Annotated in this window: 22 protein-coding genes and 3 rRNA genes; 19 read left to right on the top strand and 6 right to left on the bottom strand. The window is 46.3% G+C overall.

Annotated elements, in window-relative coordinates; all coding sequences use genetic code 11:
* The first annotated feature begins 9 nt into the window (after positions 1 to 9).
* From ileS to rrf, 7 genes are all read left to right on the top strand, one after another.
* Positions 10 to 2832 carry an isoleucine--tRNA ligase gene (ileS, locus tag FXV75_RS14835; RefSeq protein ID WP_148834633.1) on the top strand — a complete coding sequence of 941 codons (2823 nt, stop codon included), beginning with the start codon at positions 10 to 12 and terminating at the stop codon, positions 2830 to 2832.
* A complete protein-coding gene (gene lspA / locus FXV75_RS14830) occupies positions 2832 to 3338 on the top strand; it encodes a signal peptidase II (protein WP_148834631.1) in 507 nt (168 codons plus the stop codon). The genes ileS and lspA overlap by 1 nt, the downstream gene beginning before the upstream one ends.
* Entirely contained in the window at positions 3335 to 3766 is a 432-nt protein-coding gene (locus tag FXV75_RS14825) for a peptidylprolyl isomerase (protein WP_148834629.1), read from the top strand. Before lspA ends, FXV75_RS14825 begins: the two co-directional genes overlap by 4 nt.
* Positions 3763 to 4713 carry a 4-hydroxy-3-methylbut-2-enyl diphosphate reductase gene (ispH, locus tag FXV75_RS14820; RefSeq protein ID WP_148834627.1) on the top strand — a complete coding sequence of 317 codons (951 nt, stop codon included), beginning with the start codon at positions 3763 to 3765 and terminating at the stop codon, positions 4711 to 4713. The genes FXV75_RS14825 and ispH overlap by 4 nt, the downstream gene beginning before the upstream one ends.
* Before the next feature lie 365 nt (positions 4714 to 5078).
* Positions 5079 to 6620, top strand: a 16S ribosomal RNA gene (locus FXV75_RS14815).
* Between the two features lie 374 nt (positions 6621 to 6994).
* Positions 6995 to 9905, top strand: a 23S ribosomal RNA gene (locus FXV75_RS14810).
* A gap of 183 nt (positions 9906 to 10088) precedes the next feature.
* Positions 10089 to 10203 (top strand): 5S ribosomal RNA (rrf, locus tag FXV75_RS14805).
* Together the 16S, 23S and 5S rRNA genes form the textbook arrangement of a ribosomal RNA operon.
* Before the next feature lie 344 nt (positions 10204 to 10547).
* Here rrf and trxC read toward each other — a convergent pair.
* On the bottom strand, positions 10548 to 10970 hold the full coding sequence (gene trxC / locus FXV75_RS14800; RefSeq protein WP_148834625.1) for a thioredoxin TrxC: 423 nt from the start codon (positions 10968 to 10970) through the stop codon (positions 10548 to 10550).
* Between the two features lie 93 nt (positions 10971 to 11063).
* Between trxC and FXV75_RS16380 the strand changes: the two genes are divergently transcribed.
* From FXV75_RS16380 to FXV75_RS14755, 10 genes are all read left to right on the top strand, one after another.
* A complete protein-coding gene (locus FXV75_RS16380) occupies positions 11064 to 11213 on the top strand; it encodes a hypothetical protein (RefSeq protein ID WP_187424903.1) in 150 nt (49 codons plus the stop codon).
* Positions 11213 to 12409 (top strand): restriction endonuclease subunit S, encoded by a 1197-nt coding sequence (locus FXV75_RS14795; protein ID WP_222863146.1) that lies wholly within the window; start codon positions 11213 to 11215, stop codon positions 12407 to 12409. The genes FXV75_RS16380 and FXV75_RS14795 overlap by 1 nt, the downstream gene beginning before the upstream one ends.
* Positions 12410 to 12421: 12 nt before the next feature.
* Positions 12422 to 13021: a restriction endonuclease subunit S gene (locus tag FXV75_RS16470; RefSeq protein WP_222863175.1), complete on the top strand. Its 600-nt coding sequence runs from the start codon at positions 12422 to 12424 to the stop codon at positions 13019 to 13021.
* A gap of 83 nt (positions 13022 to 13104) precedes the next feature.
* The gene (locus tag FXV75_RS14790) at positions 13105 to 13485 is read left to right on the top strand and encodes a hypothetical protein (RefSeq protein ID WP_148834622.1); all 381 of its coding nucleotides are present in this window, start codon (positions 13105 to 13107) and stop codon (positions 13483 to 13485) included.
* 9 nt (positions 13486 to 13494) lie between these two features.
* Positions 13495 to 14028: a type II toxin-antitoxin system MqsA family antitoxin gene (locus tag FXV75_RS14785; RefSeq protein ID WP_148834620.1), complete on the top strand. Its 534-nt coding sequence runs from the start codon at positions 13495 to 13497 to the stop codon at positions 14026 to 14028.
* Positions 14018 to 14476 (top strand): preprotein translocase subunit SecB, encoded by a 459-nt coding sequence (locus tag FXV75_RS14780; RefSeq protein ID WP_148834617.1) that lies wholly within the window; start codon positions 14018 to 14020, stop codon positions 14474 to 14476. Before FXV75_RS14785 ends, FXV75_RS14780 begins: the two co-directional genes overlap by 11 nt.
* A 380-nt stretch (positions 14477 to 14856) precedes the next feature.
* Positions 14857 to 15087 carry a Trp family transcriptional regulator gene (locus FXV75_RS14770; protein ID WP_148834615.1) on the top strand — a complete coding sequence of 77 codons (231 nt, stop codon included), beginning with the start codon at positions 14857 to 14859 and terminating at the stop codon, positions 15085 to 15087.
* Positions 15084 to 16499: an anthranilate synthase component I family protein gene (locus FXV75_RS14765; RefSeq protein ID WP_148834613.1), complete on the top strand. Its 1416-nt coding sequence runs from the start codon at positions 15084 to 15086 to the stop codon at positions 16497 to 16499. Before FXV75_RS14770 ends, FXV75_RS14765 begins: the two co-directional genes overlap by 4 nt.
* A gap of 26 nt (positions 16500 to 16525) precedes the next feature.
* Positions 16526 to 17188 (top strand): anthranilate synthase component II, encoded by a 663-nt coding sequence (locus FXV75_RS14760; RefSeq protein ID WP_148835459.1) that lies wholly within the window; start codon positions 16526 to 16528, stop codon positions 17186 to 17188.
* Between the two features lie 134 nt (positions 17189 to 17322).
* Positions 17323 to 17625, top strand: coding sequence for a helix-turn-helix domain-containing protein (locus FXV75_RS14755; protein ID WP_148834612.1), 303 nt, complete (start codon positions 17323 to 17325; stop codon positions 17623 to 17625).
* A 73-nt stretch (positions 17626 to 17698) separates the two neighbouring features.
* On the opposite strand, the gene FXV75_RS14750 is transcribed toward FXV75_RS14755, so the two are convergent.
* From FXV75_RS14750 to FXV75_RS14730, 5 genes are read right to left on the bottom strand one after another with little or no spacing between them, the layout of a single operon-like run.
* Entirely contained in the window at positions 17699 to 18001 is a 303-nt protein-coding gene (locus FXV75_RS14750) for a hypothetical protein (RefSeq protein ID WP_148834610.1), read from the bottom strand.
* A 9-nt stretch (positions 18002 to 18010) separates the two neighbouring features.
* Positions 18011 to 18169, bottom strand: a complete 159-nt coding sequence (locus FXV75_RS16730; RefSeq protein ID WP_148834608.1) for a DUF2971 domain-containing protein — start codon at positions 18167 to 18169, stop codon at positions 18011 to 18013.
* A 30-nt stretch (positions 18170 to 18199) separates the two neighbouring features.
* Entirely contained in the window at positions 18200 to 18517 is a 318-nt protein-coding gene (locus FXV75_RS14740; protein WP_148834606.1) for a hypothetical protein, read from the bottom strand.
* Between the two features lie 3 nt (positions 18518 to 18520).
* A complete protein-coding gene (locus tag FXV75_RS14735; RefSeq protein WP_148834604.1) occupies positions 18521 to 18805 on the bottom strand; it encodes a type II toxin-antitoxin system RelE/ParE family toxin in 285 nt (94 codons plus the stop codon).
* 3 nt (positions 18806 to 18808) lie between these two features.
* Positions 18809 to 19087: a damage-inducible protein J gene (locus tag FXV75_RS14730; protein WP_148834602.1), complete on the bottom strand. Its 279-nt coding sequence runs from the start codon at positions 19085 to 19087 to the stop codon at positions 18809 to 18811.
* A 314-nt stretch (positions 19088 to 19401) separates the two neighbouring features.
* Between FXV75_RS14730 and FXV75_RS14725 the strand changes: the two genes are divergently transcribed.
* Positions 19402 to 19920, top strand: coding sequence for a ferritin-like domain-containing protein (locus FXV75_RS14725; protein ID WP_148834599.1), 519 nt, complete (start codon positions 19402 to 19404; stop codon positions 19918 to 19920).
* Positions 19921 to 20037: 117 nt separating this feature from the next.
* Positions 20038 to 21039: a phosphotransferase gene (locus FXV75_RS14720; RefSeq protein ID WP_148834598.1), complete on the top strand. Its 1002-nt coding sequence runs from the start codon at positions 20038 to 20040 to the stop codon at positions 21037 to 21039.
* Positions 21040 to 21041: the final 2 nt, after the last annotated feature.

Below are 21041 nucleotides of genomic sequence, written 5' to 3'. Positions count from 1 at the left end.
CGATAAACCATGAGTGATTATAAACCGACACTGAATTTGCCAGATACGACCTTCCCAATGCGTGGAGATTTGGCAAAACGTGAGCCTGTAATGTTGAAACATTGGCAGGATATGGATCTGTACAATAAAGTGCGCGAAGTCAGTAAAGGTCGTACACCTTTTATTCTTCACGATGGCCCTCCGTACGCAAACGGCAGCATTCATATTGGTCATGCGGTTAATAAAATCCTCAAAGATATTATTGTTAAGTCTAAAACCGTTAGTGGCTTTGATGCGCCTTATATTCCTGGTTGGGATTGTCATGGCTTGCCGATCGAGCATAAAGTTGAGCAGTTAATTGGTAAAGCGGGCACCAAAGTTTCTTATAAAGAGTTTCGCGCTAAATGTCGCGAATACGCTTACACACAAATCGAAGAGCAGAAAAAAGATTTCATTCGATTGGGTGTGATGGGAGATTGGGAGAACCCTTATTTAACGATGAACTTCCAAACCGAGGCAAACATTGTTCGTGCGTTGGGTAAAATCGCTGAAAATGGCCATCTAGTAAAAGGCTTCAAGCCAGTTTATTGGAGCGTAGTGGGTGGCTCGGCCTTGGCCGAAGCGGAAGTGGAATACCAAGACAAAACCTCTTTGTCTCTCGATGTACGTTATGCACCTCAAGACGAAGCTGCTTTATTGGCGAAATTTGCTGATGTGGCGGGTGAAGGCAAAGTGTCTGTGGTTATCTGGACGACTACGCCTTGGACGCTGCCAGCAAGCCAAGCGGTGTCGGTTCATCCTGAATTTAACTACGCATTAGTCGAAGTGGATATGGGATTAGGTAAAGAACGCATAATTGTAGCGGAAGACATGGTTGAAGGTCTGATGGCACGTTATGGCGTGACAGGCTTTGCTGTTGTTGGTCGTGCAGTGGGTGCTGACTTAAAAGGCACGTTACTTGATCATCCTTTCTTGGAACGTGATATTCCTGTGATTCTGGGTGAGCACGTTACCACAGAAGCTGGTACGGGCTGTGTCCATACGGCACCAGACCATGGTGTAGACGATTTCAACGTTGGCCGTGAAAACGGTATTGGCACCATTAACCTCGTTCAAGATAACGGTGTGTATTCAGACGCAGCGGGTGAGTTTGCAGGTTTACATGTCTATAAAGTGGATGGCGCGGTGCTTGATGCATTGAATCGTAATCATGCTTTAGTGTTCGAATCGAAGATTTTTCACAGTTATCCGCATTGCTGGCGTACCAAAACGCCGTTGATTTTCCGTGCGACGCCACAGTGGTTTATCAGTATGACCAAAGAGAGTCTGCTGGATTCTGCGAAGCATGCGATCGAGGGTGTGAAGTGGGTGCCAAGTTGGGGTAAAAATCGCATGGAAGGGATGCTGAATAACAGCCCAGATTGGTGTGTGTCTCGTCAACGTACCTGGGGTGTGCCGATTGCTTTGTTTATCAACAAAGAAACACAAGAATTGCATCCAGAAACCCCTCGCTTGATCGAAGCAGTGGCGAAGCGTATCGAGCAAGAAGGCATCGACGCTTGGTTTGAAATGGAAGCTGAGGAATTATTGGGTGCAGACGCAGAAAAATACAGCAAGGTAACGGACACGTTAGACGTATGGTTTGATTCTGGTGTGACGCATTATTCTGTGATCGATCAGCGCGATGAATTGAGCTTCCCTGCCGACTTGTATTTGGAAGGGTCAGACCAGCATCGCGGTTGGTTTCAGTCGTCCTTAAAAACGTCCATTGCGATTCGTGGTGTGCCGCCATACAAGCAAGTGCTGACGCATGGTTTCACGGTAGATGGTGACGGCCGTAAGATGTCTAAGTCTTTGGGTAACGTATTGTCACCACAAAAAGTCATGGACACTTTGGGGGCGGATATTATTCGCTTGTGGGTAGCGGCCACGGATTACACCACAGAGATGACGGTGTCTGATGAGATTCTGAAGCGTGTCGCGGATTCTTATCGTCGTATTCGCAACACCGCGCGTTTCATGATGGCGAACTTGAACGGTTTTAACCCCGCTACCGATATGGTGCCTGCGAGCGAAATGATTGCGTTGGATCGTTGGATTGTGGATCGCGCGGCCTTGTTGCAAAAAGAGCTAAATACAGCCTACAACGAATATCAGTTTCATACGGTAAACCAGAAAATTCAAAACTTCTGTTCTGTGGATTTGGGTGGTTTTTATTTAGACGTTATTAAAGATCGTCAGTACACCACGCAAGAAGACAGTTTGGCGCGTCGTTCTGCGCAAACCGCGCTTTACCATGTGATGGAGGCATTTTCTCGTTGGGTCGCGCCTATTTTGAGTTTTACGGCCGACGAAATTTGGCAAACATTGCCAGGTGTGCGCAGTGAGTCAATCTTTTTAGAAACTTGGTATGAAGGGTTGGAAGAGCTGACAGGCGACGAGCCAATGGGGCGTGACTTCTGGAAGCAAGTTTTAGAGTCCAAAGTCGCTATTAATAAAGTATTAGAAGCGGCACGCAGTGCAGGTAAGATGAAAGCCAGCTTAAGTGCGGAGATTACGCTTTATTGCGATGAGGCTTTGCAAGCGATATTGAACCGCTTAGGTGATGAGTTGCGTTTTGTGTTGATTGCGTCCGATGTAAAAGTACGACCACTGTCTGCTGCGGATGAAGACGCGGTAGCCACCGATCTTGATGGTCTTAAGGTTCACGTCGCGCTCAGCAAACACACCAAGTGTGTACGTTGCTGGCATCACCGTGAGGAAGTAGGGCAACGTGAAGCGCACCCAGAGCTGTGTGACCGTTGTATTACTAACTTACCTGATGGGGAAGGTGAAAAACGCCTTTACGCTTAATGACGGCTTTGATTATTTGGAATCGAGTTCAGCGCTGGTGGGCGCTGGCGCTCATTTTATTTGTTGTTGATTGGGTGACCAAGCAAGTTGTTGAGGCGAATTTATTTTACGGTCAAGAAATTGCTGTGTTGCCTTTTTTTGATTTGACGCTGCGTTATAACACGGGGGCCGCGTTTAGCTTTTTGGCCCAAGCAGGCGGTTGGCAGCGCTGGTTTTTTTCAATTATAGCGTTGGCTGTGGCCGTTGGGATCAGTTGGCGATTAGTAAAAATAGCCGAGACGAATCGATTAGAGTCGTTAGCGCTTACTTTTGTATTGGGCGGTGCGATTGGAAATCTTTATGATCGTTTGGTATACGGTCATGTGGTCGATTTTATACAGTTTCATTGGTATCAATCATGGTATTTTCCTGCGTTTAATGTGGCCGACAGTGCGATCACGGTGGGTGTCATTTTAATGTTGATAGAAGGCTTTGTGACAAATAAGCAAGAGGGTGCAAAAAAATGAGCATAATTACTGCAGAAAGTAGAGTGACATTGCATTTTGAGCTGTCCCTGGAAGACGGGCAAATTGTGGACTCTAATTTCACCAAAGCACCTGCTAGCTTTGTTTTTGGCGACAGCAGCTTGTTGCCAGCGTTTGAGTCTGCACTGTTAGGTATGTCTGTCGGGCAGGAGGCTACTTATGTTATGGCGCCAGAGAATGCGTTTGGCGTACATAATGAAAGCAACGTTCAACGCATCTCTCGTTCTCAGTTTTCTATAGATTTAGAAGAGGGTATGGTGGTTTCTTTTGCAGATGTTAGTAAAAACGAATTGCCCGGTGTTATTGCTGAGATTGGCGAAAAAGAGGTGCTGGTGGACTTTAATCATCCGTTGGCCGGCCGTTCTTTAACGTTTCGTGTTGAAATTGTGGCTGTTGAGGAGGCGTCATGAGTTTTGCGATTCAGCTTGCTAATCCTCGAGGTTTTTGTGCGGGTGTTGACCGTGCCATCGATATTGTTAATCGTTGCTTGGACCTATTCGAGGCGCCTATTTATGTTCGTCACGAAGTGGTTCATAACAAGTTTGTTGTTGAGTCATTAAAGGCTCGTGGTGCGGTTTTTGTTGATGAGCTTGATCAAGTACCTGATGACAATATTGTTATCTTTAGTGCACACGGTGTCTCAAAAGCAGTTCGAGACGAAGCGACAGATCGATGCTTAAAAGTCTTTGATGCGACTTGTCCGCTGGTGACAAAAGTGCATTTAGAGGTGTTGCGGTATTCTAGAGACGGGATGGAGTGTGTTCTTATTGGTCACGATGGCCACCCAGAAGTGGAAGGGACAATGGGGCAGTACGATAGTCGTCAGGGGGGCGCTATTTATTTAGTGGAAAGCCCTGAGGATGTAGCGGGTCTTAATGTGAAAAACCCTGAACGTTTAGCGTTTGTGACGCAGACGACGCTATCGATGGACGATACATCGGTTGTCATTGATGCATTACGATCGCATTTCCCAAAGATTGTTGGTCCTAAAAAAGACGACATTTGTTATGCCACACAAAATAGACAGGACGCAGTAAAAACGCTCGCACAAGAGTCTCAACTGGTGCTTGTTGTTGGTTCTGTGAACAGTTCTAACTCTAACCGCTTAAAAGAACTTGCTGAGCGCATGGGAGCGACAGCGTTCCTTATAGATAACGCTGGTGAAATTGATGGCACTTGGTTAGCGGGTGTTAACAGTGTCGGCGTTACCGCTGGAGCTTCTGCACCTGAAATATTGGTGAATGAAGTAATCGCTCGCCTTATCGCTGAAGGTGGCAGCATTCCCCAAGAGCTGCAAGGCCGTGCAGAAAACGTGTCTTTCTCTGTACCAAAAGAATTGCGTATCGTAGAAGTTTGATTGATTTTAAATTAATTTAAAACTTCTTCAAAAAAGGGTTGCACAGAAAATTCTGGAATGTATTATACGCACCCACTGACACGGAGAACGACGCAAGCAAAGGTTTGCAACTTACTAAGGTAAGTAAGTTTAACGACACGTCAGCACGCTCTTTAAAATAGATAATCAGATAATTTGTGTGGGCGCTCGCTGGAGGCTTCAGAAGATTGACATGGTTGCTTAGTTTACTAAGTGGTTGTGAGCGATCAAAAAAATTGAAGTCTTACGAGAGTCTACAAGCAATCGCTTTATGTTGGTTTGTTGTCTTAGGATGATGGACTGATTAAGTTAAATTGTTAGTGTAAAGATTTGAGTGAGCAAACTTTTAACTGAAGAGTTTGATCATGGCTCAGATTGAACGCTGGCGGCAGGCTTAACACATGCAAGTCGAGCGGAAACGAAGGTAGCTTGCTACCAGGCGTCGAGCGGCGGACGGGTGAGTAACGCGTAGGAATCTGCCTAGTAGAGGGGGACAACATGTGGAAACGCATGCTAATACCGCATACGCCCTGAGGGGGAAAGGAGGGGATCACTTGTGACCTTCCGCTATTAGATGAGCCTGCGTGAGATTAGCTAGTTGGTAGGGTAAAGGCCTACCAAGGCGACGATCTCTAACTGGTCTGAGAGGATGACCAGTCACACTGGGACTGAGACACGGCCCAGACTCCTACGGGAGGCAGCAGTGGGGAATATTGGACAATGGGCGCAAGCCTGATCCAGCCATGCCGCGTGTGTGAAGAAGGCCTTAGGGTTGTAAAGCACTTTCAGGGGTGAGGAAGGGTGAGTCGCTAATATCGACTTATCTTGACGTTAGCCCCAGAAGAAGCACCGGCTAACTCTGTGCCAGCAGCCGCGGTAATACAGAGGGTGCAAGCGTTAATCGGAATTACTGGGCGTAAAGCGCGCGTAGGTGGTTTGTTAAGTCTGATGTGAAATCCCAGGGCTCAACCTTGGAATGGCACCGGATACTGGCTAGCTAGAGTATGGTAGAGGGGTGTGGAATTTCCTGTGTAGCGGTGAAATGCGTAGATATAGGAAGGAACATCAGTGGCGAAGGCGACACCCTGGACTAATACTGACACTGAGGTGCGAAAGCGTGGGGAGCAAACAGGATTAGATACCCTGGTAGTCCACGCCGTAAACGATGTCTACTAGCCGTTGGGTTGTAATGACTTAGTGGCGCAGCTAACGCAATAAGTAGACCGCCTGGGGAGTACGGCCGCAAGGTTAAAACTCAAATGAATTGACGGGGGCCCGCACAAGCGGTGGAGCATGTGGTTTAATTCGACGCAACGCGAAGAACCTTACCTACTCTTGACATCCACAGAAGCCGAAAGAGATTTTGGTGTGCCTTCGGGAACTGTGAGACAGGTGCTGCATGGCTGTCGTCAGCTCGTGTTGTGAAATGTTGGGTTAAGTCCCGTAACGAGCGCAACCCTTATCCTTATTTGCCAGCACTTCGGGTGGGAACTTTAAGGAGACTGCCGGTGACAAACCGGAGGAAGGTGGGGACGACGTCAAGTCATCATGGCCCTTACGAGTAGGGCTACACACGTGCTACAATGGCGTATACAGAGGGCGGCGAGCTAGCGATAGTGAGCGAATCCCAGAAAGTACGTCGTAGTCCGGATTGGAGTCTGCAACTCGACTCCATGAAGTCGGAATCGCTAGTAATCGTGGATCAGAATGCCACGGTGAATACGTTCCCGGGCCTTGTACACACCGCCCGTCACACCATGGGAGTTGATTGCTCCAGAAGTAGCTAGCTTAACCCTTCGGGGATGGCGGTTACCACGGAGTGGTCAATGACTGGGGTGAAGTCGTAACAAGGTAGCCCTAGGGGAACCTGGGGCTGGATCACCTCCTTAAACGATAGAAACCTCTGGTGAGCGTTCACACAAATTATCTGATGATACTCTTGATGAATGGTCTTATTCATCAGCCTGTATGATATCTATTTAAAGATTAGGATAGAGTCCTAAGCAAGACACTACGTCATCTTACGCCTTCGGTGTTGGGTGATTTTTAGTCTCTGACTTAGTGCTTTGCACTAAACTTGCTCTTTAACAATTCGAATTTTGAAATAACGATAAATCAAGCGTTAAACCGGTGGAAGCTCACTTTAACCTAGTGACTTCTATTATCGTAAATCCAGAGGGGTACAAAAGCCCTTTGGTATGTGATTCTAAAATACATAAGAACAAACCTTGTTTGATTTTATGAAAACTATTTTGGGTTATATGGTCAAGTGACCAAGCGTGCACGGTGGATGCCTTGGCAGTCAGAGGCGATGAAGGACGTGGTAATCTGCGAAAAGCTTGGGGGAGTCGATAAACAGACTGTGATCCCAAGATGTCCGAATGGGGAAACCCACTCTACTTGTAGAGTATCCCACAGTGAATACATAGCTGTGTGGAGGCGAACCCGGGGAACTGAAACATCTAAGTACCCGGAGGAAAAGAAATCAACCGAGATTCCCTAAGTAGCGGCGAGCGAAAGGGGATTAGCCCTTAAGTGGTTTTGGTGTTAGTAGAAGGCTCTGGAAAGAGTCGCCGTAGAGGGTGATAGCCCCGTATACGAAAACACCTTAATCATGAAAACGAGTAGGACGGGACACGTGTTATCCTGTCTGAATATGGGGGGACCATCCTCCAAGGCTAAATACTCCTGACTGACCGATAGTGAACCAGTACCGTGAGGGAAAGGCGAAAAGAACCCCTGTGAGGGGAGTGAAATAGATCCTGAAACCGTGTACGTACAAGCAGTGGGAGCGGACTTGTTCCGTGACTGCGTACCTTTTGTATAATGGGTCAACGACTTATTTTCAGTAGCAAGGTTAAGCATGTAGTGGAGCCGTAGGGAAACCGAGTCTTAATAGGGCGTTTAGTTGCTGGGAATAGACCCGAAACCGGGCGATCTATCCATGAGCAGGTTGAAGGTTGGGTAACACTAACTGGAGGACCGAACCCACATCCGTTGAAAAGGCTGGGGATGACTTGTGGATAGGAGTGAAAGGCTAATCAAGCTCGGAGATAGCTGGTTCTCCTCGAAAGCTATTTAGGTAGCGCCTCGTATCTCACCATTGGGGGTAGAGCACTGTTTGGGCTAGGGGGTCATCCCGACTTACCAACCCCATGCAAACTCCGAATACCAATGAGTGCAATTACGGGAGACACACAGCGGGTGCTAACGTCCGTTGTGGAAAGGGAAACAACCCAGACCGTCAGCTAAGGTCCCAAAGTTACAGTTAAGTGGGAAACGATGTGGGAAGGCTTAGACAGCTAGGAGGTTGGCTTAGAAGCAGCCATCCTTTAAAGAAAGCGTAATAGCTCACTAGTCGAGTCGGCCTGCGCGGAAGATATAACGGGGCTAAAACTGTACACCGAAGCTACGGATGCTTAATTGCTGTTTACAGTAATGGGCATGGTAGAGGAGCGTTCTGTAAGCCGTTGAAGGTCAAGCTGTAAGGCAGGCTGGAGGTATCAGAAGTGCGAATGTTGACATGAGTAACGATAAGGGGAGTGAAAAACTCCCCCGCCGGAAGACCAAGGTTTCCTGTCCCATGTTAATCAGGGCAGGGTGAGTCGGCCCCTAAGGCGAGGCAGAAATGCGTAGTCGATGGGAAACAGGTTAATATTCCTGTACTCGTGCATATTGCGATGGAGAGACGGAGAAGGCTAGGCCAGCACAGCGATGGTTGTCTGTGTTTAAGGCGGTAGGTTGGGTGCTTAGGCAAATCCGGGCACCCCCCTTTAGTGGGAAGACCGAGAACTGACGACGAGCCCTCTTTTGGGTGAAGTGGTTGATGCCATGCTTCCAGGAAAAACTTCTAAGCTTCAGATATGCAGGAACCGTACCCCAAACCGACACAGGTGGTCAGGTAGAGAATACCAAGGCGCTTGAGAGAACTCGGGTGAAGGAACTAGGCAAAATGGTACCGTAACTTCGGGAGAAGGTACGCCGGTTAGTGTGAAGGACTTGCTCCGTAAGCATTGATCGGTCGAAGATACCAGGTGGCTGCGACTGTTTATTAAAAACACAGCACTCTGCAAACACGAAAGTGGACGTATAGGGTGTGACGCCTGCCCGGTGCTTGAAGGTTAATTGATGGGGTTAGCGCAAGCGAAGCTCTTGATCGAAGCCCAAGTAAACGGCGGCCGTAACTATAACGGTCCTAAGGTAGCGAAATTCCTTGTCGGGTAAGTTCCGACCTGCACGAATGGCGTAACGATGGCCACACTGTCTCCACCCGAGACTCAGTGAAATTGAAATCGCAGTGAAGATGCTGTGTATCCGCGGCTAGACGGAAAGACCCCGTGAACCTTTACTATAGCTTCACAGTGAACTTTGAACCTACTTGTGTAGGATAGGTGGGAGGCTTTGAAGCGGTGACGCCAGTTACCGTGGAGCCACTCTTGAAATACCACCCTGGTATGTTTGAGGTTCTAACTCAGGTCCCTTATCGGGATCGAGGACACTGTGTGGTGGGTAGTTTGACTGGGGCGGTCTCCTCCCAAAGAGTAACGGAGGAGCACGAAGGTGTGCTCAGCATGGTCGGAAATCATGCATAGAGTGTAAAGGCAAAAGCACGCTTAACTGCGAGACAGACACGTCGAGCAGGTACGAAAGTAGGTCTTAGTGATCCGGTGGTTCTGTATGGAAGGGCCATCGCTCAACGGATAAAAGGTACTCCGGGGATAACAGGCTGATACCGCCCAAGAGTTCACATCGACGGCGGTGTTTGGCACCTCGATGTCGGCTCATCACATCCTGGGGCTGAAGCCGGTCCCAAGGGTATGGCTGTTCGCCATTTAAAGTGGTACGCGAGCTGGGTTTAGAACGTCGTGAGACAGTTCGGTCCCTATCTGCCGTGGACGTTTGAGATTTGAGAGGAGCTGCTCCTAGTACGAGAGGACCGGAGTGGACGAACCTCTGGTGTTCCGGTTGTCACGCCAGTGGCATTGCCGGGTAGCTATGTTCGGACGGGATAACCGCTGAAAGCATCTAAGCGGGAAGCCTCCCTTAAGATAAGATCTCACTGGGACATAAGTCCCCTAAAGAGCCGTTCGAGACTAGGACGTTGATAGGTTGGGTGTGTAAGTGCTGTGAGGCATTGAGCTAACCAATACTAATTGCTCGTGAGGCTTGACCATATAACACCAAAGTGGTTTTTAGATGAGAAGAGAGAAAAAACTCAAATCATCAGAATGAGACACACAGAATTACGATAAAGCATCAACCATGATGAACATCGGTTTAACCTTGATTACGTTATTTCAAAACAAGAATTGTTGAAGATCAAGCATCCTATTCGCGTGAAAACGCAAACAGAATTGCTTGACGATCATAGAGGCGTTGAACCACCTGATCCCATCCCGAACTCAGAAGTGAAAAGCGCCATCGCCGATGGTAGTGTGGGAGATCCCATGTGAGAGTAGGTCGTCGTCAAGCTTTAAACACAAAAAAGCCCCATACAGCCAATGCTGTGTGGGGTTTTTTTATGCAGATAAGCATGTGAGAGACAGATCGTCTCAAGCTTTAAACACTAAGAAGCCCCATACAGCCAGCGCTGTGTGGGGTTTTTTTATGCCTGCGATTTAGTCATGACGGCTTGATGCTGACCACTCAAAACTCAAAACTCAAAACTCAAAACTCAAAACTCAAAACTCAAAACTCAGAATACAAAGGGTAATGCATGTGCACAGCGTCTTGCTCTGCGCCTGTCTCCCACCGTTTATGAGCAAGCGCAAGGTAAGTAGAAATCAAGACTATGAATGAGTCGGGTTGTTTGTCGTTTATATGATGTTTTGGTTTATCCACTGCTCGAGTTGGTTTTCTGGCAATGCACCGCTTAGACGATTTATCTCTTTGCCGTTTTTGAGCACGATGAGCGTGGGTATGCTGCGAATGTTAAACCGACTGCTGATGTTTTGACATTGCTCTGTGTTCACTTTTGCAAATACGGCTTTTTTAGAGCGAGCGGCTAGGCGAGAAAAAATAGGGCCCATTGTTTTGCAAGGGCCGCACCACTCTGCCCAGAAGTCGATAATGATGGGTAAGTCGTTGTTGTTGGTATATTGACTGAATGTTTGTTCGGTTAAATTAACCGGCTCTATGGTGTGGAGCGGATGTTTGCATTTTCCGCATTTTCCGCCTATGTGTGAGCGATCAGAAGGGACTCTGTTTGTTGTGAAGCAATGAGGGCATGAAATGTTCATAGGGATTCCTGTGAATAGGGTGGCTGAGTTAACACCTTTTGTTCATAAGTGGGGTGTTATCGCAGAAATTCAAGCGTACTTGGTGTAGCACTTGTGAAGTGGATTCCCAACTCGGCGCACTCATACCAACAGCAACAAACAGAAATCAGCGAACTGCGCCTACAGCTTAAAAACATCTTAGGCGATGCTTTAATGAGCACGGCAAACAACCCGCAAGACGACTCGGAAGAGGAGCGTGGTTAATGGCTGAGCTTCACTCTCTACAAAAAGACTTTTCACAGGAAGGTAATGTCCAACAACTGGTTACCCAGCATATTGACCTTTGGACAGGCGCAGTCAAAGCCAAATCCAGTGCCGGTCGTGGCAGCCGTGGTAAACGCGAACTTTATGGCATTAAAAAACTGCGTGAGCTGATTCTTGAATTGGCAGTACGTGGCAAGCTGGTCGCCCAAGATCCGAACGATGAACCAGCTTCGGTCTTACTAGAGCGTATTGCCGCCGAGAAAGCTGAACTGGTTAAACAAGGCAAAATCAAAAAGCCCAAAAAACTGCCTGAGATTAGCGAAGACGAAAAGCCATTTGAACTGCCGGAAGGATGGGAATGGACTCGAATTGCTGAATTGGCAGAGGTTGCCCCAAGAAACCCCGATGTAGAAGATGAAATCATAGTTTCATTTATACCGATGCCATTAATTTCAACAAGGCTAGATGGTTCTCATGATTCTGAGCCTAGAGCGTGGAAAGATGTTAAGAAAGGGTATACCCATTTCGCAAATGGTGATATTGCTATCGCGAAGATAACGCCATGCTTTGAAAATAGTAAAGCAGCCGTTTTTCGCAATCTTGAATCTGGTATTGGAGCTGGTACAACCGAGCTACATGTTGCTAGACCAATTCCTAATACTCTTAACCCTCAATTTGTACTGTTATATTTAAAAGCGCCAATGTTTCTTAAGGTGGGTGAAACAAAAATGACAGGATCAGCTGGCCAAAAGCGGGTGCCAAAAGACTTCTTTGCACTCAATCCCCTGCCATTTGCACCTTTAACCGAACAACACCGCATCGTCGCGAAAGTCGACGAACTAATGGCGCTTTGCGATCAGTTGGAACAGCAAACGGAATCCAGTCTTGATGCTCACCAAACTTTAGTGCAAACCCTGCTGGATACATTGCTACAAAGCGCCGATGCCGACGAGCTAGAGCAACACTGGCAACGCCTAAGCGCCCATTTTGATCTGCTGTTTACCACCGAACAAAGCATCGACCAGCTGAAACAAACCATCCTGCAACTCGCCGTGATGGGCAAACTTGTCCCCCAAGACCCCAACGACGAACCGGCGTCCGAACTGCTCAAACGCATCGCCGCCGAAAAAGAAGAACTGGTTAAACAAAAGAAAATCAAAAAACAGAAACCACTACCACCAATCAGTGACGATTAAAAACCATTTCAACTGCCCAAGGGGTGGGAGTGGTGTAGACTGGGTGAGCTAGTTAGTATCAGAGGAGGGAAAAGATTACCGAAAGGGCACTCTCTGCAAGATATCCCAACAGACTATATCTATATCCGTGTTTCAGATATGAAAAATGGAACTGTTTCACTTGATGATTTGAGGTACATTCTTCCTGAAACCCATAAGACTATTGAGAAATATGTTATCGAGTCCAACGATATCTATATGACAATTGTTGGCGCTACTATCGGTAAGTGTGGGTTGGTGCCTGAAAAATTAAGTGGAATGAACTTAACAGAGAATGCAGCTCGACTTACTCCATTTAGTGTAATCGATAAGTATTACTTATATGTGGTGTTGTCATCTGAGTATGGACAAGACCAGTTTGTAGATAAAACTAAGCAAGTTGGAGTCCAAAAGATGGCTTTAAATAGACTTGCAACGACATATATTCCTGTTCCTCCAAACGACATGCAGAAAAAAGTAACAAATAGAGTCGATCAATTAATGGCTCTCTGCGACCAGCTAAAAGCGAAACTCGCCGACAGCAAAACCACCCAGCTTAACCTAACCGATGCCCTCGTGGCACAGGCGGTGTAAGGTTCTTGATGTAGCCTATGTATAAGGAGATACAGCATGTTTACTTGTAAATTTACATTTTTATCGTGGATTAACTTACCATTATGGTAAATAATGCAGTGAATATTAGTGCGTACGAGGGTACGCCACCAGCTTCCCGGAAAGAAGGCCGAGTCCATATCGACAGCGGGCCGCTTTACGATAAGTCCACCGTGCTGGCTTTGCTCGATAAGGGGGATACACATACAAACCTATGGACGAAAAAGTGTATTCAAGATGTTCAGCGGTTAGAGTTCGAGATTAGGGATGTACGGGCTTTGTTAAAACAAGCTTTGAGCCATGGCCGTTACGTTAACTCTGAGTGGTGTGTACAAAAGCCGACAGGCCCATGGGCGGCGTGTGATAGCTATTTTTTAGCTCGTATGGAATGGATTGAGAATGCAGGCAAGCTATTGTTGCTGGTTTCCTGTCATTTATCGCAGTAGGGGTGAGATATGAAAAACAAGGTATGTCCAATTTGTGAAATGGGGCAGTTGCATGCAAAGACAGAATGGATTGATGTTGAGCACCTAGGTCGCACGGGCAAGATCAAGAGCCATTATGCGGAATGTGATGCTTGTGGTAGTGAGCAAGCGGGGACGACCGAGGCACGCTTAAATAAGCGCGCCATGATCGCGTATAAGAAAGAGACTCAAGGCTTACTAACGGGTGAGCAGGTACGTGTGTTACGCAAAACATGGGGGTTAAGCCAAGAGCAAGCCGCAAAAGTCTTCGGCGGTGGCCCTGTGGCGTTCTCTAAGTACGAAACGGATGACGTCATGCAATCGGATTCGATGGATAAGCTTCTGCGTATGGCCGACGTATTTCCGATGATGCTAGAGACGCTAATACAAGACGCAGGTGTTACCTCCAATAAAGAGCCTGTATGGGAATCTGTGCAGTTTGTTGATTTCTCCGTGACAACAAAGCAAAGTCTGACAGTCGTGAGTTCTCATTCATTAAATGAAGAGGTGGCCTATGGCTGCTAAAAATAGTGTTAGCTTGCAAAAAGCCATTGATAGTCTGTCTATTCAAGATGTCTATTTAAAGTCTTCTCAAGCAGAATGCTGCGAGGATTTTGACCCGAAGCGAACGGATCATACTGAATTATTAGTTCAGCAAATGCATACCGTGCGCAGAAGTGAAGTGCTTAAGACAAATGAAGGCGAACTTATTCTAAAAGTGTATGTCCGTTTGGGGGCTCGCTGGGTTTTGCCTATTGAAAACGATGACCCTGAAGTGAAGGCATTTGTTGAGGCTGACTTTATTGCAGAGTATTCAATGGCAGAATTGCTGGAGACGGAAGCGGTTGAAGAGTTTTCGTTAAAAAACGCTAGCTTCCATGTTTGGCCATATTGGCGTGAGTTCTTAAGCTCGCAGTGTGAGCGTTTACGCTTGCCTAGAGTGGTATTGCCCACCGTTCAATTTAATTGCTAGGAACATTCTTGCTAAGCTAAGTGCCAGTTTAACTAACTCAGCAGTTCTCACTACCCTTCAAAAAACGCTTCATCAATCTTCTTAAGATGAAGAGTCTGTTCATCTCTACTGCCTATATTGTGGCGCAACATGAGCTTTGCGAGTTGTTATCCGTTAATCCGAACGGAATCGCTACTCGTAAGCGAGGCATATCGCAATATATACGCAACTGAGACGCACTCTCAGTCACCAACTTAATGGCGGTTTCCAACTTATTTGCAATAGTCTCCCACTTAATTACGAATCACCAATTACCAGTTAAATTTTACTTGCTTGTGTTTTTTCTATTCTATATTGTACTAGTACGTGAATACATAGCTGTTTATAAAATAGAAGTCCATATGAAAGACTTAGTCCAGTTTTTAACCGAAGCCGATGGTAAAACGGTGTTGGAGAAGCGTTTAAAAGCGCTGCTCACGCCGAATGAAATCAATGAAATGCAGCACAGGTTGCAAATATTTTCTCTGTTGGAGCAAGGTGTGCCGCAGCGCGACATTGCGAAACAATTGGGTGTAGGCATTGCCACGGTGACCCGTGGTTCCCGAGCCTTTAAGGAATTAAAAGAAGCATGAGTCAATCCAATAAAAAGCCGGAGCGCATCTCGCTACCGCGCAAACCTAAGTACGTTACCATCAGTTCCGATTGCGATTTTTTCGATTTGTTTAAGAAGGTCGAAAAGCGCTTTGAGCACTGTTTTATGCTGGAATCCCTTGGCGAAGAAAGCTTTATTTCCCGCCATTCGATCATTGGTTTTGACCCTGAAAAACTCATCTGGGCGGAAGGCAAACAGCTGTTTATCCAAGAGCGTGATGGCAACACGGAATCTTACACATCCGATAACCCTTATTACTTGCTGCGTAGCATTGTGCCGCAGAATATTTTGTCACGTGGTTTTGCGGGCGGTTTAACGGGTTATATCGGTTACGACAGCATGAACTATTTTGAGCCGAGTTTAGACCTTCAAGCCAGTGAAATGTTCGATGCGTTCCGCTTTGGTTTGTACAAAGATGGCCTGATTTTGGACAAAATGACGGGCGAAGTGACGTACTTTTACTATGAAGAATTGGATGCCGGTGGTAATCGTTTGGACCTTGTGCAGGCCATGATGGCGGAACCAACGCCGGCAAATGGCGCCTTCGTTGTCACGCCAGCGGGTGAATCCATGAGTAAAATGGATCACGCGGATGCCGTGGCTAAAGTGAAGCAAGACATCGTCGAAGGTAAGATCTTCCAGTGTGAAGTCGGTTTCAAAAAATGGTTCGATATGGAAGGCGACACCATTAATTTATACGAGCAATTACGCGAAGTGAATCCATCACCACAAATGTACTACATCAAATTTGGTGAGCAAAAAGTCATCGGCGCGAGCCCAGAGTTGCTGTTCCGTGTTCGCCAAGGGGAAATGGAAACCTTCCCGTTAGCCGGCACAGCGAAACGTGGCGTGGACGAAAAAGAAGACACAGCGTTAGCCCGTGCGTTGCTGAATGATCCAAAAGAAATCGCTGAACATAATATGATTGTCGATTTACATCGCAACGACATTGGCCGCGTCGCGCGCTTCGGCACGGTGAAAGTTCGCTCTTTGATGGACATCAAACGTTTCAGTCATGTTCAACACATTTCGAGTGAAATTGTCGGCATCATGGCCGAAGAGCACGATATGTTCTCGGCGTTGGCGAGTAACTTCCCTGCGGGAACCTTGACGGGCGCGCCAAAAATTGAAGCGATGAAGATTATCGACGACTTAGAAAGTGATGGTCGTGGGCCTTATGGCGGTGCAGTCGGGCAGTTCTCGTTTAATGGCGATTGCATGTTTGCGATTCCTATTCGTACGGTATTTGCTAAGGGTAATAAAGCCTATGTGCAAACCTGTGGCGGTAACGTATATGACTCCAATGCGGAAGACGAATACGAAGAAATCCAACGCAAATTTGCCGGCACCAAGCGTGTGCTAGACAGCTTCGCGCCAGCATCCAAAGCGTAAGGGAATCAGACATGAAAGAAAGACAGATGAAAGTGTATATTATCGACAACTACGACTCCTTCACTTACAACTTGTACCAGTTTATTGGTGAAGTGTTGGAAACAGAGCAAAGCCGTGGCGAGATCGACGCTTTTGAAGTGATCGTAAAGCGTAACGACGACGTCACATTAGACGACATTCGTGCCGCTGCGCCAGATCGTATTATCATTTCCCCAGGCCCCGGTTCGCCTGACGACAAAGCGTATTTTGGTATTTGTGCCGACGTGATTTTGGAATTCGGCAAAACCATTCCACTAATGGGCGTTTGTTTGGGAATGCAGGGTATTTGTCATGTGTTCGGCGGTAAAGTGGTGAAAGCGCCTTTGCCGATGCACGGGAAAACCAGTCCGATTACGCACAACGGAAAGGGCATTTTCCACGACATTCCAGATCAGTTAGAAGTCATGCGTTATCACTCATTAATCGCCGAAGCAGAAAGCTTCCCCGATGTATTGGAAGTCACGGCTTCGGTGGGGGATTTAAAAGCCGCCGATTTTAAGGACATCGCGACCATCCATAAAGGCGGGAAATTTGAACTCATGGGCGTTCGCCATAAAGAATACCCGATTCAAGGGATTCAATTTCACCCAGAATCCTTCGCGACAGAAGGCGGTAAAGACCTGATCAAAAACTTCTTGTTTCAGGTTTGATTCTTTAGAAATTCAGTACCTTTGAAATATTAAAAAGCAGTGTCCAGTGATGGGGGCTGTTTTTTTTTGTTTAAATTATAGCCTTAAGGCTATAATTTATTAAAATGGCTAACTTATAAAAGTCGAGGTGAGTAATGGCTAGAACGCTTGATAAGTTAATTTCAGATCAAAAGCCTGAAATAGTAAAAAATGCCCGAAAAAAGACGGATGGCATGGTGCTTGGCATTCATCTCGCTCAGTTGCGTGAGCGTATGCAAATCACTCAAGAGGATATGGCAAACACGCTGGGCGTGAAGCAGCCAACGATTGCTGGCATGGAGCGCAAAGGTAAAGATGTCAAATTATCTACTTTAAAGCGCTATGTTGAAGGCGCTGGTGGCAAACTAACCGTAGATGTTGAATTGCCCGATGGTAGCCATTACGGGTTTAATTTGTAAGATAGTGTATTTGTGCTTACGCAGATCAGGTCTGAGCAAGCATCTTTGACATTAGAGTGCTGGTTCGAAAAAGTTACTTCTTTATGGGTAAAGATTTCCAATCTGGCACTGAAGAGCTTAATGTTAAGCCTTCTCTAGTAATGGTCATTTCATCGTATTTAACCCGAAGAGTTTCAGCTACGTATTTGAGGCGTTGTTTGTGCTCTACAGACATTTTATGTCCAGCGATTAGCTTTTTGATTTTAAGCCCTTTTGGCATATCAATGGAGGTGGCTTTTGCCTCAAAATTGATTAGCCTTAATTCTTGTTCATAGCTCCAGTCTACCGACTTGGTTGCTGTGAATTTACCTAGTGCTTGATGAGGCGAGAATAACAATTCGGAAAGTCATATTTCTGGCAGTTGTGATACATAATTTACATGGTATTGTGCCAAGTTAGAATTTTTTTCAGCAAATGTCATTGCTGTGAAGTCATATTCAATGCAAAAGCCTTTGTGACTTGAAGCATAATGAGCCCAAGCAAGAGGTGTTTCGAGATTTTTCATGAAGCACTGAACGCCAAAAGAGCCAAAGTGTTACTTGAATTCATGTCGGATTTGTTCTGTTGTGTGCGTTGTAGGGTCTTTGGCCCATTGTTTAATAAATTTAAGACATCTTTCACTAAATAACCAATGGGCGTTTTCAATCGTTTGATTTTCGAATAATGTTTGAACGGCCTCTCTGAATGGCTTCTCATTGTAACCAGAGCGGTACACTCGGTCCTCAAGCTCTAATTTACAATCAAATGGATCATTAAAGTTAAGTGGATCAGAAAACCAGAGCTTGTTGTCTGCTAAAGAAAGAATGCGTTTATCATCAGCCGGTTCGAATCGGTAAAGGGGAATTCCTCGCATAGTTTACTCCTTGTTGTTGGGAAACTTCTGCTTCATATGCATAACCCGAAGCACTTTTATATCTTCATTTTCAATACGATAAGCCACTAACATGGCTATTTCAGGAATGATCAGCAGTCTGCCGTTCGTACCCACTCGTTTAACGCCCATCAGTGGTTGATGAGACAAGTTGGTGACTTTCGTAGCAAGGATGTCGTCGGTTTTATCCGCCGCAAGAGGATTAAATTGATATAAGTATTCGAATATTCTCTCTCGGTCTTTCTGGGCGTCCTTTTCCCATAAAATCATAGTTTATCCTCTTGCTCTGATTTTGGCTTTGAAGTCTTCCATTTGAGCATTGGCCTCTTCATTTGAAACAAATTCAGCAGAACCATTTTCCATTTTTTCAAAGGCGAGGTTAACTTGCTCCGTTACCCAAGCATCATGAGACATGCGTTTTTTTTGTTCATTGGCGAGTTGCTCGGTCATTTCTCGACAGGCATCGCTAAGCGAACGTCCTTGGCTTTCTGTCATGAGTTGTGCCAGTCGTTTTGTTTCTTCATCGACTCTAAATTGAATTCGTGTATCCATCTTATTCACCTTGACGAATGATTGCTGTCACACAAATGTTAGTACAATATCTGGTAGTGAACAAACTGTTTTGACACTTAAATTCAGGTAAGAAGTTTTAGCCTTTAATCCACTGCCAGCCACATTTTGGCCATTCGTAAAGAGCGCGTTGGCTTTTACAGAGGGCTATGGTGTTGACCCTGCTTTTTCGTTTGTGCCGACCTAGATCAATGAACCTTTTATTAATATTGGCGTAATGGATTCTATGTGTTTTAATCTAAGCATTAGTGATTTCTAATGTTAAGGTTGGCTTAGTGGCCAAATAGGAGAGAAAAATGAATAAATTTCTTACATTGTGGTTGAGTAAAGTTGTGTTGGTTTGGGCGATAGTGAGTCTGTCTTCTATGGCGCTGGCGTCTGAAGGGTATGGTGCTTCGGGTGCGGATAATGAAACGGATAAGGCGCTGACTTTAGACGTTATGTTGAATTATGCCTTGGAAGATGAATACCTAGCCAGAGGAGAGTATCAAAAAATCATGGATACATTTGGTGCTCAAAAACCCTACTCTAATATTATTAAAGCGGAAGCAAAGCACATTACTTGGCTATTACCATTATTTGAGAAGTATGGATTTGCTATACCTGCTGACCGTGGAGTCGAAAATGCGACGATTCCAGCCAGTTATGCAGAGACCTTTGCTATTGGGGTTGACGCTGAAATTGCCAATATAAATATGTATGATCGCTTTCTAAATCAGGATCTACCCAGTGATGTAGAAGCGGTTTTTGTGAGGCTGCGTGATGCGTCAAAGAACCATTTGGCGGCTTTTCAGAAGTGGCAAAATAAGTATTAAGTTAGCGTGTTATCTTGCTGTTCAGCTCTATCGTAAAAATACGCTGAATGTTCAATACGGAGTCGGTGGGGCATAATGTCGTTATGATGTTTTTAATGACCATAGCGATGAAAAACCATGACCCCCGAGATTTTTATTAAGCGCCAATGCAAAGCCGACACGGTAGAGCGAACGTCATTGATTCAGTCACTTTGGAGCGGTTATGGCGAGGTGGTGCGTTATTCGCTAACGGGAAAAGCAGCGCCACTGTCGGTTATCGCCAAGCATTGTGCTGTTCCCACCGAAGTGAATCACCCGAGAGGTTGGCATTCGGATCATGGGCATTTGCGCAAGGTGCGCTCCTATGAAGTAGAGCAACATTGGTATCAACAGTGGGCGTCACGCTGCACCCCATCGGCTCGGGTTGCGCAATGTTACGGGGCGTTTTATGACGAACCGACGGGGCAAAGGCTAACGCTGTTAGAAGATTTGGACGCCTCCGGGTATTCAGACCGATACCGTGGTCATAACATGGATTATGTTGTGTCGTGCCTCAATTGGTTGGCGGCGTTTCATGCGGGTTTTATTCATTCGTCTCCTTCGCTGAATTGGCCACAAGGCTTGTGGAAAAAAGGCACGTATTGGCATCTTGATACGCGACCAGACGAATGGACAGCGATGGTTGACAGTAAGCTAAAAAGCGCCGCGTCTACTCTTAGCGAGGCGCTTGATAACGCGCGTTACAAAACGCTGGTGCATGGCGATGCGAAAGCCGCGAATTTTTGTTTTTCACCCCAAAATAATCAAGTGGCCGCGGTGGATTTTCAGTACGTTGGCGGTGGTGTTGGTGTTCAGGATGTGGCGTATTTTTTGGGCAGTGCGCTTTCTGAACAAGCATTAGCCGACAATATGGAGTATTTGCTGATGCAGTATTTTGCTGAATTGGGCCGTGAATTAATGTCGCAAGGCGAATCGCAAGCGTTCGTTCATCAGGTCGTGGAAGAATGGCAAGACTTGTTCCCCATTGCGTGGGCGGATTTTCATCGTTTCATCATGGGCTGGTCGCCGACACACCTTAAGAATACGCCCTTTAGTCAGCGGCTTACCGAACAAGCGCTGAGACAGCTAGGAGCGTATTAACG

The organism is Marinomonas sp. IMCC 4694 (assembly GCF_008122525.1).
Lineage (GTDB): Bacteria > Pseudomonadota > Gammaproteobacteria > Pseudomonadales > Marinomonadaceae > Marinomonas.
This window is presented reverse-complemented; position numbering and strand designations above follow the sequence as displayed.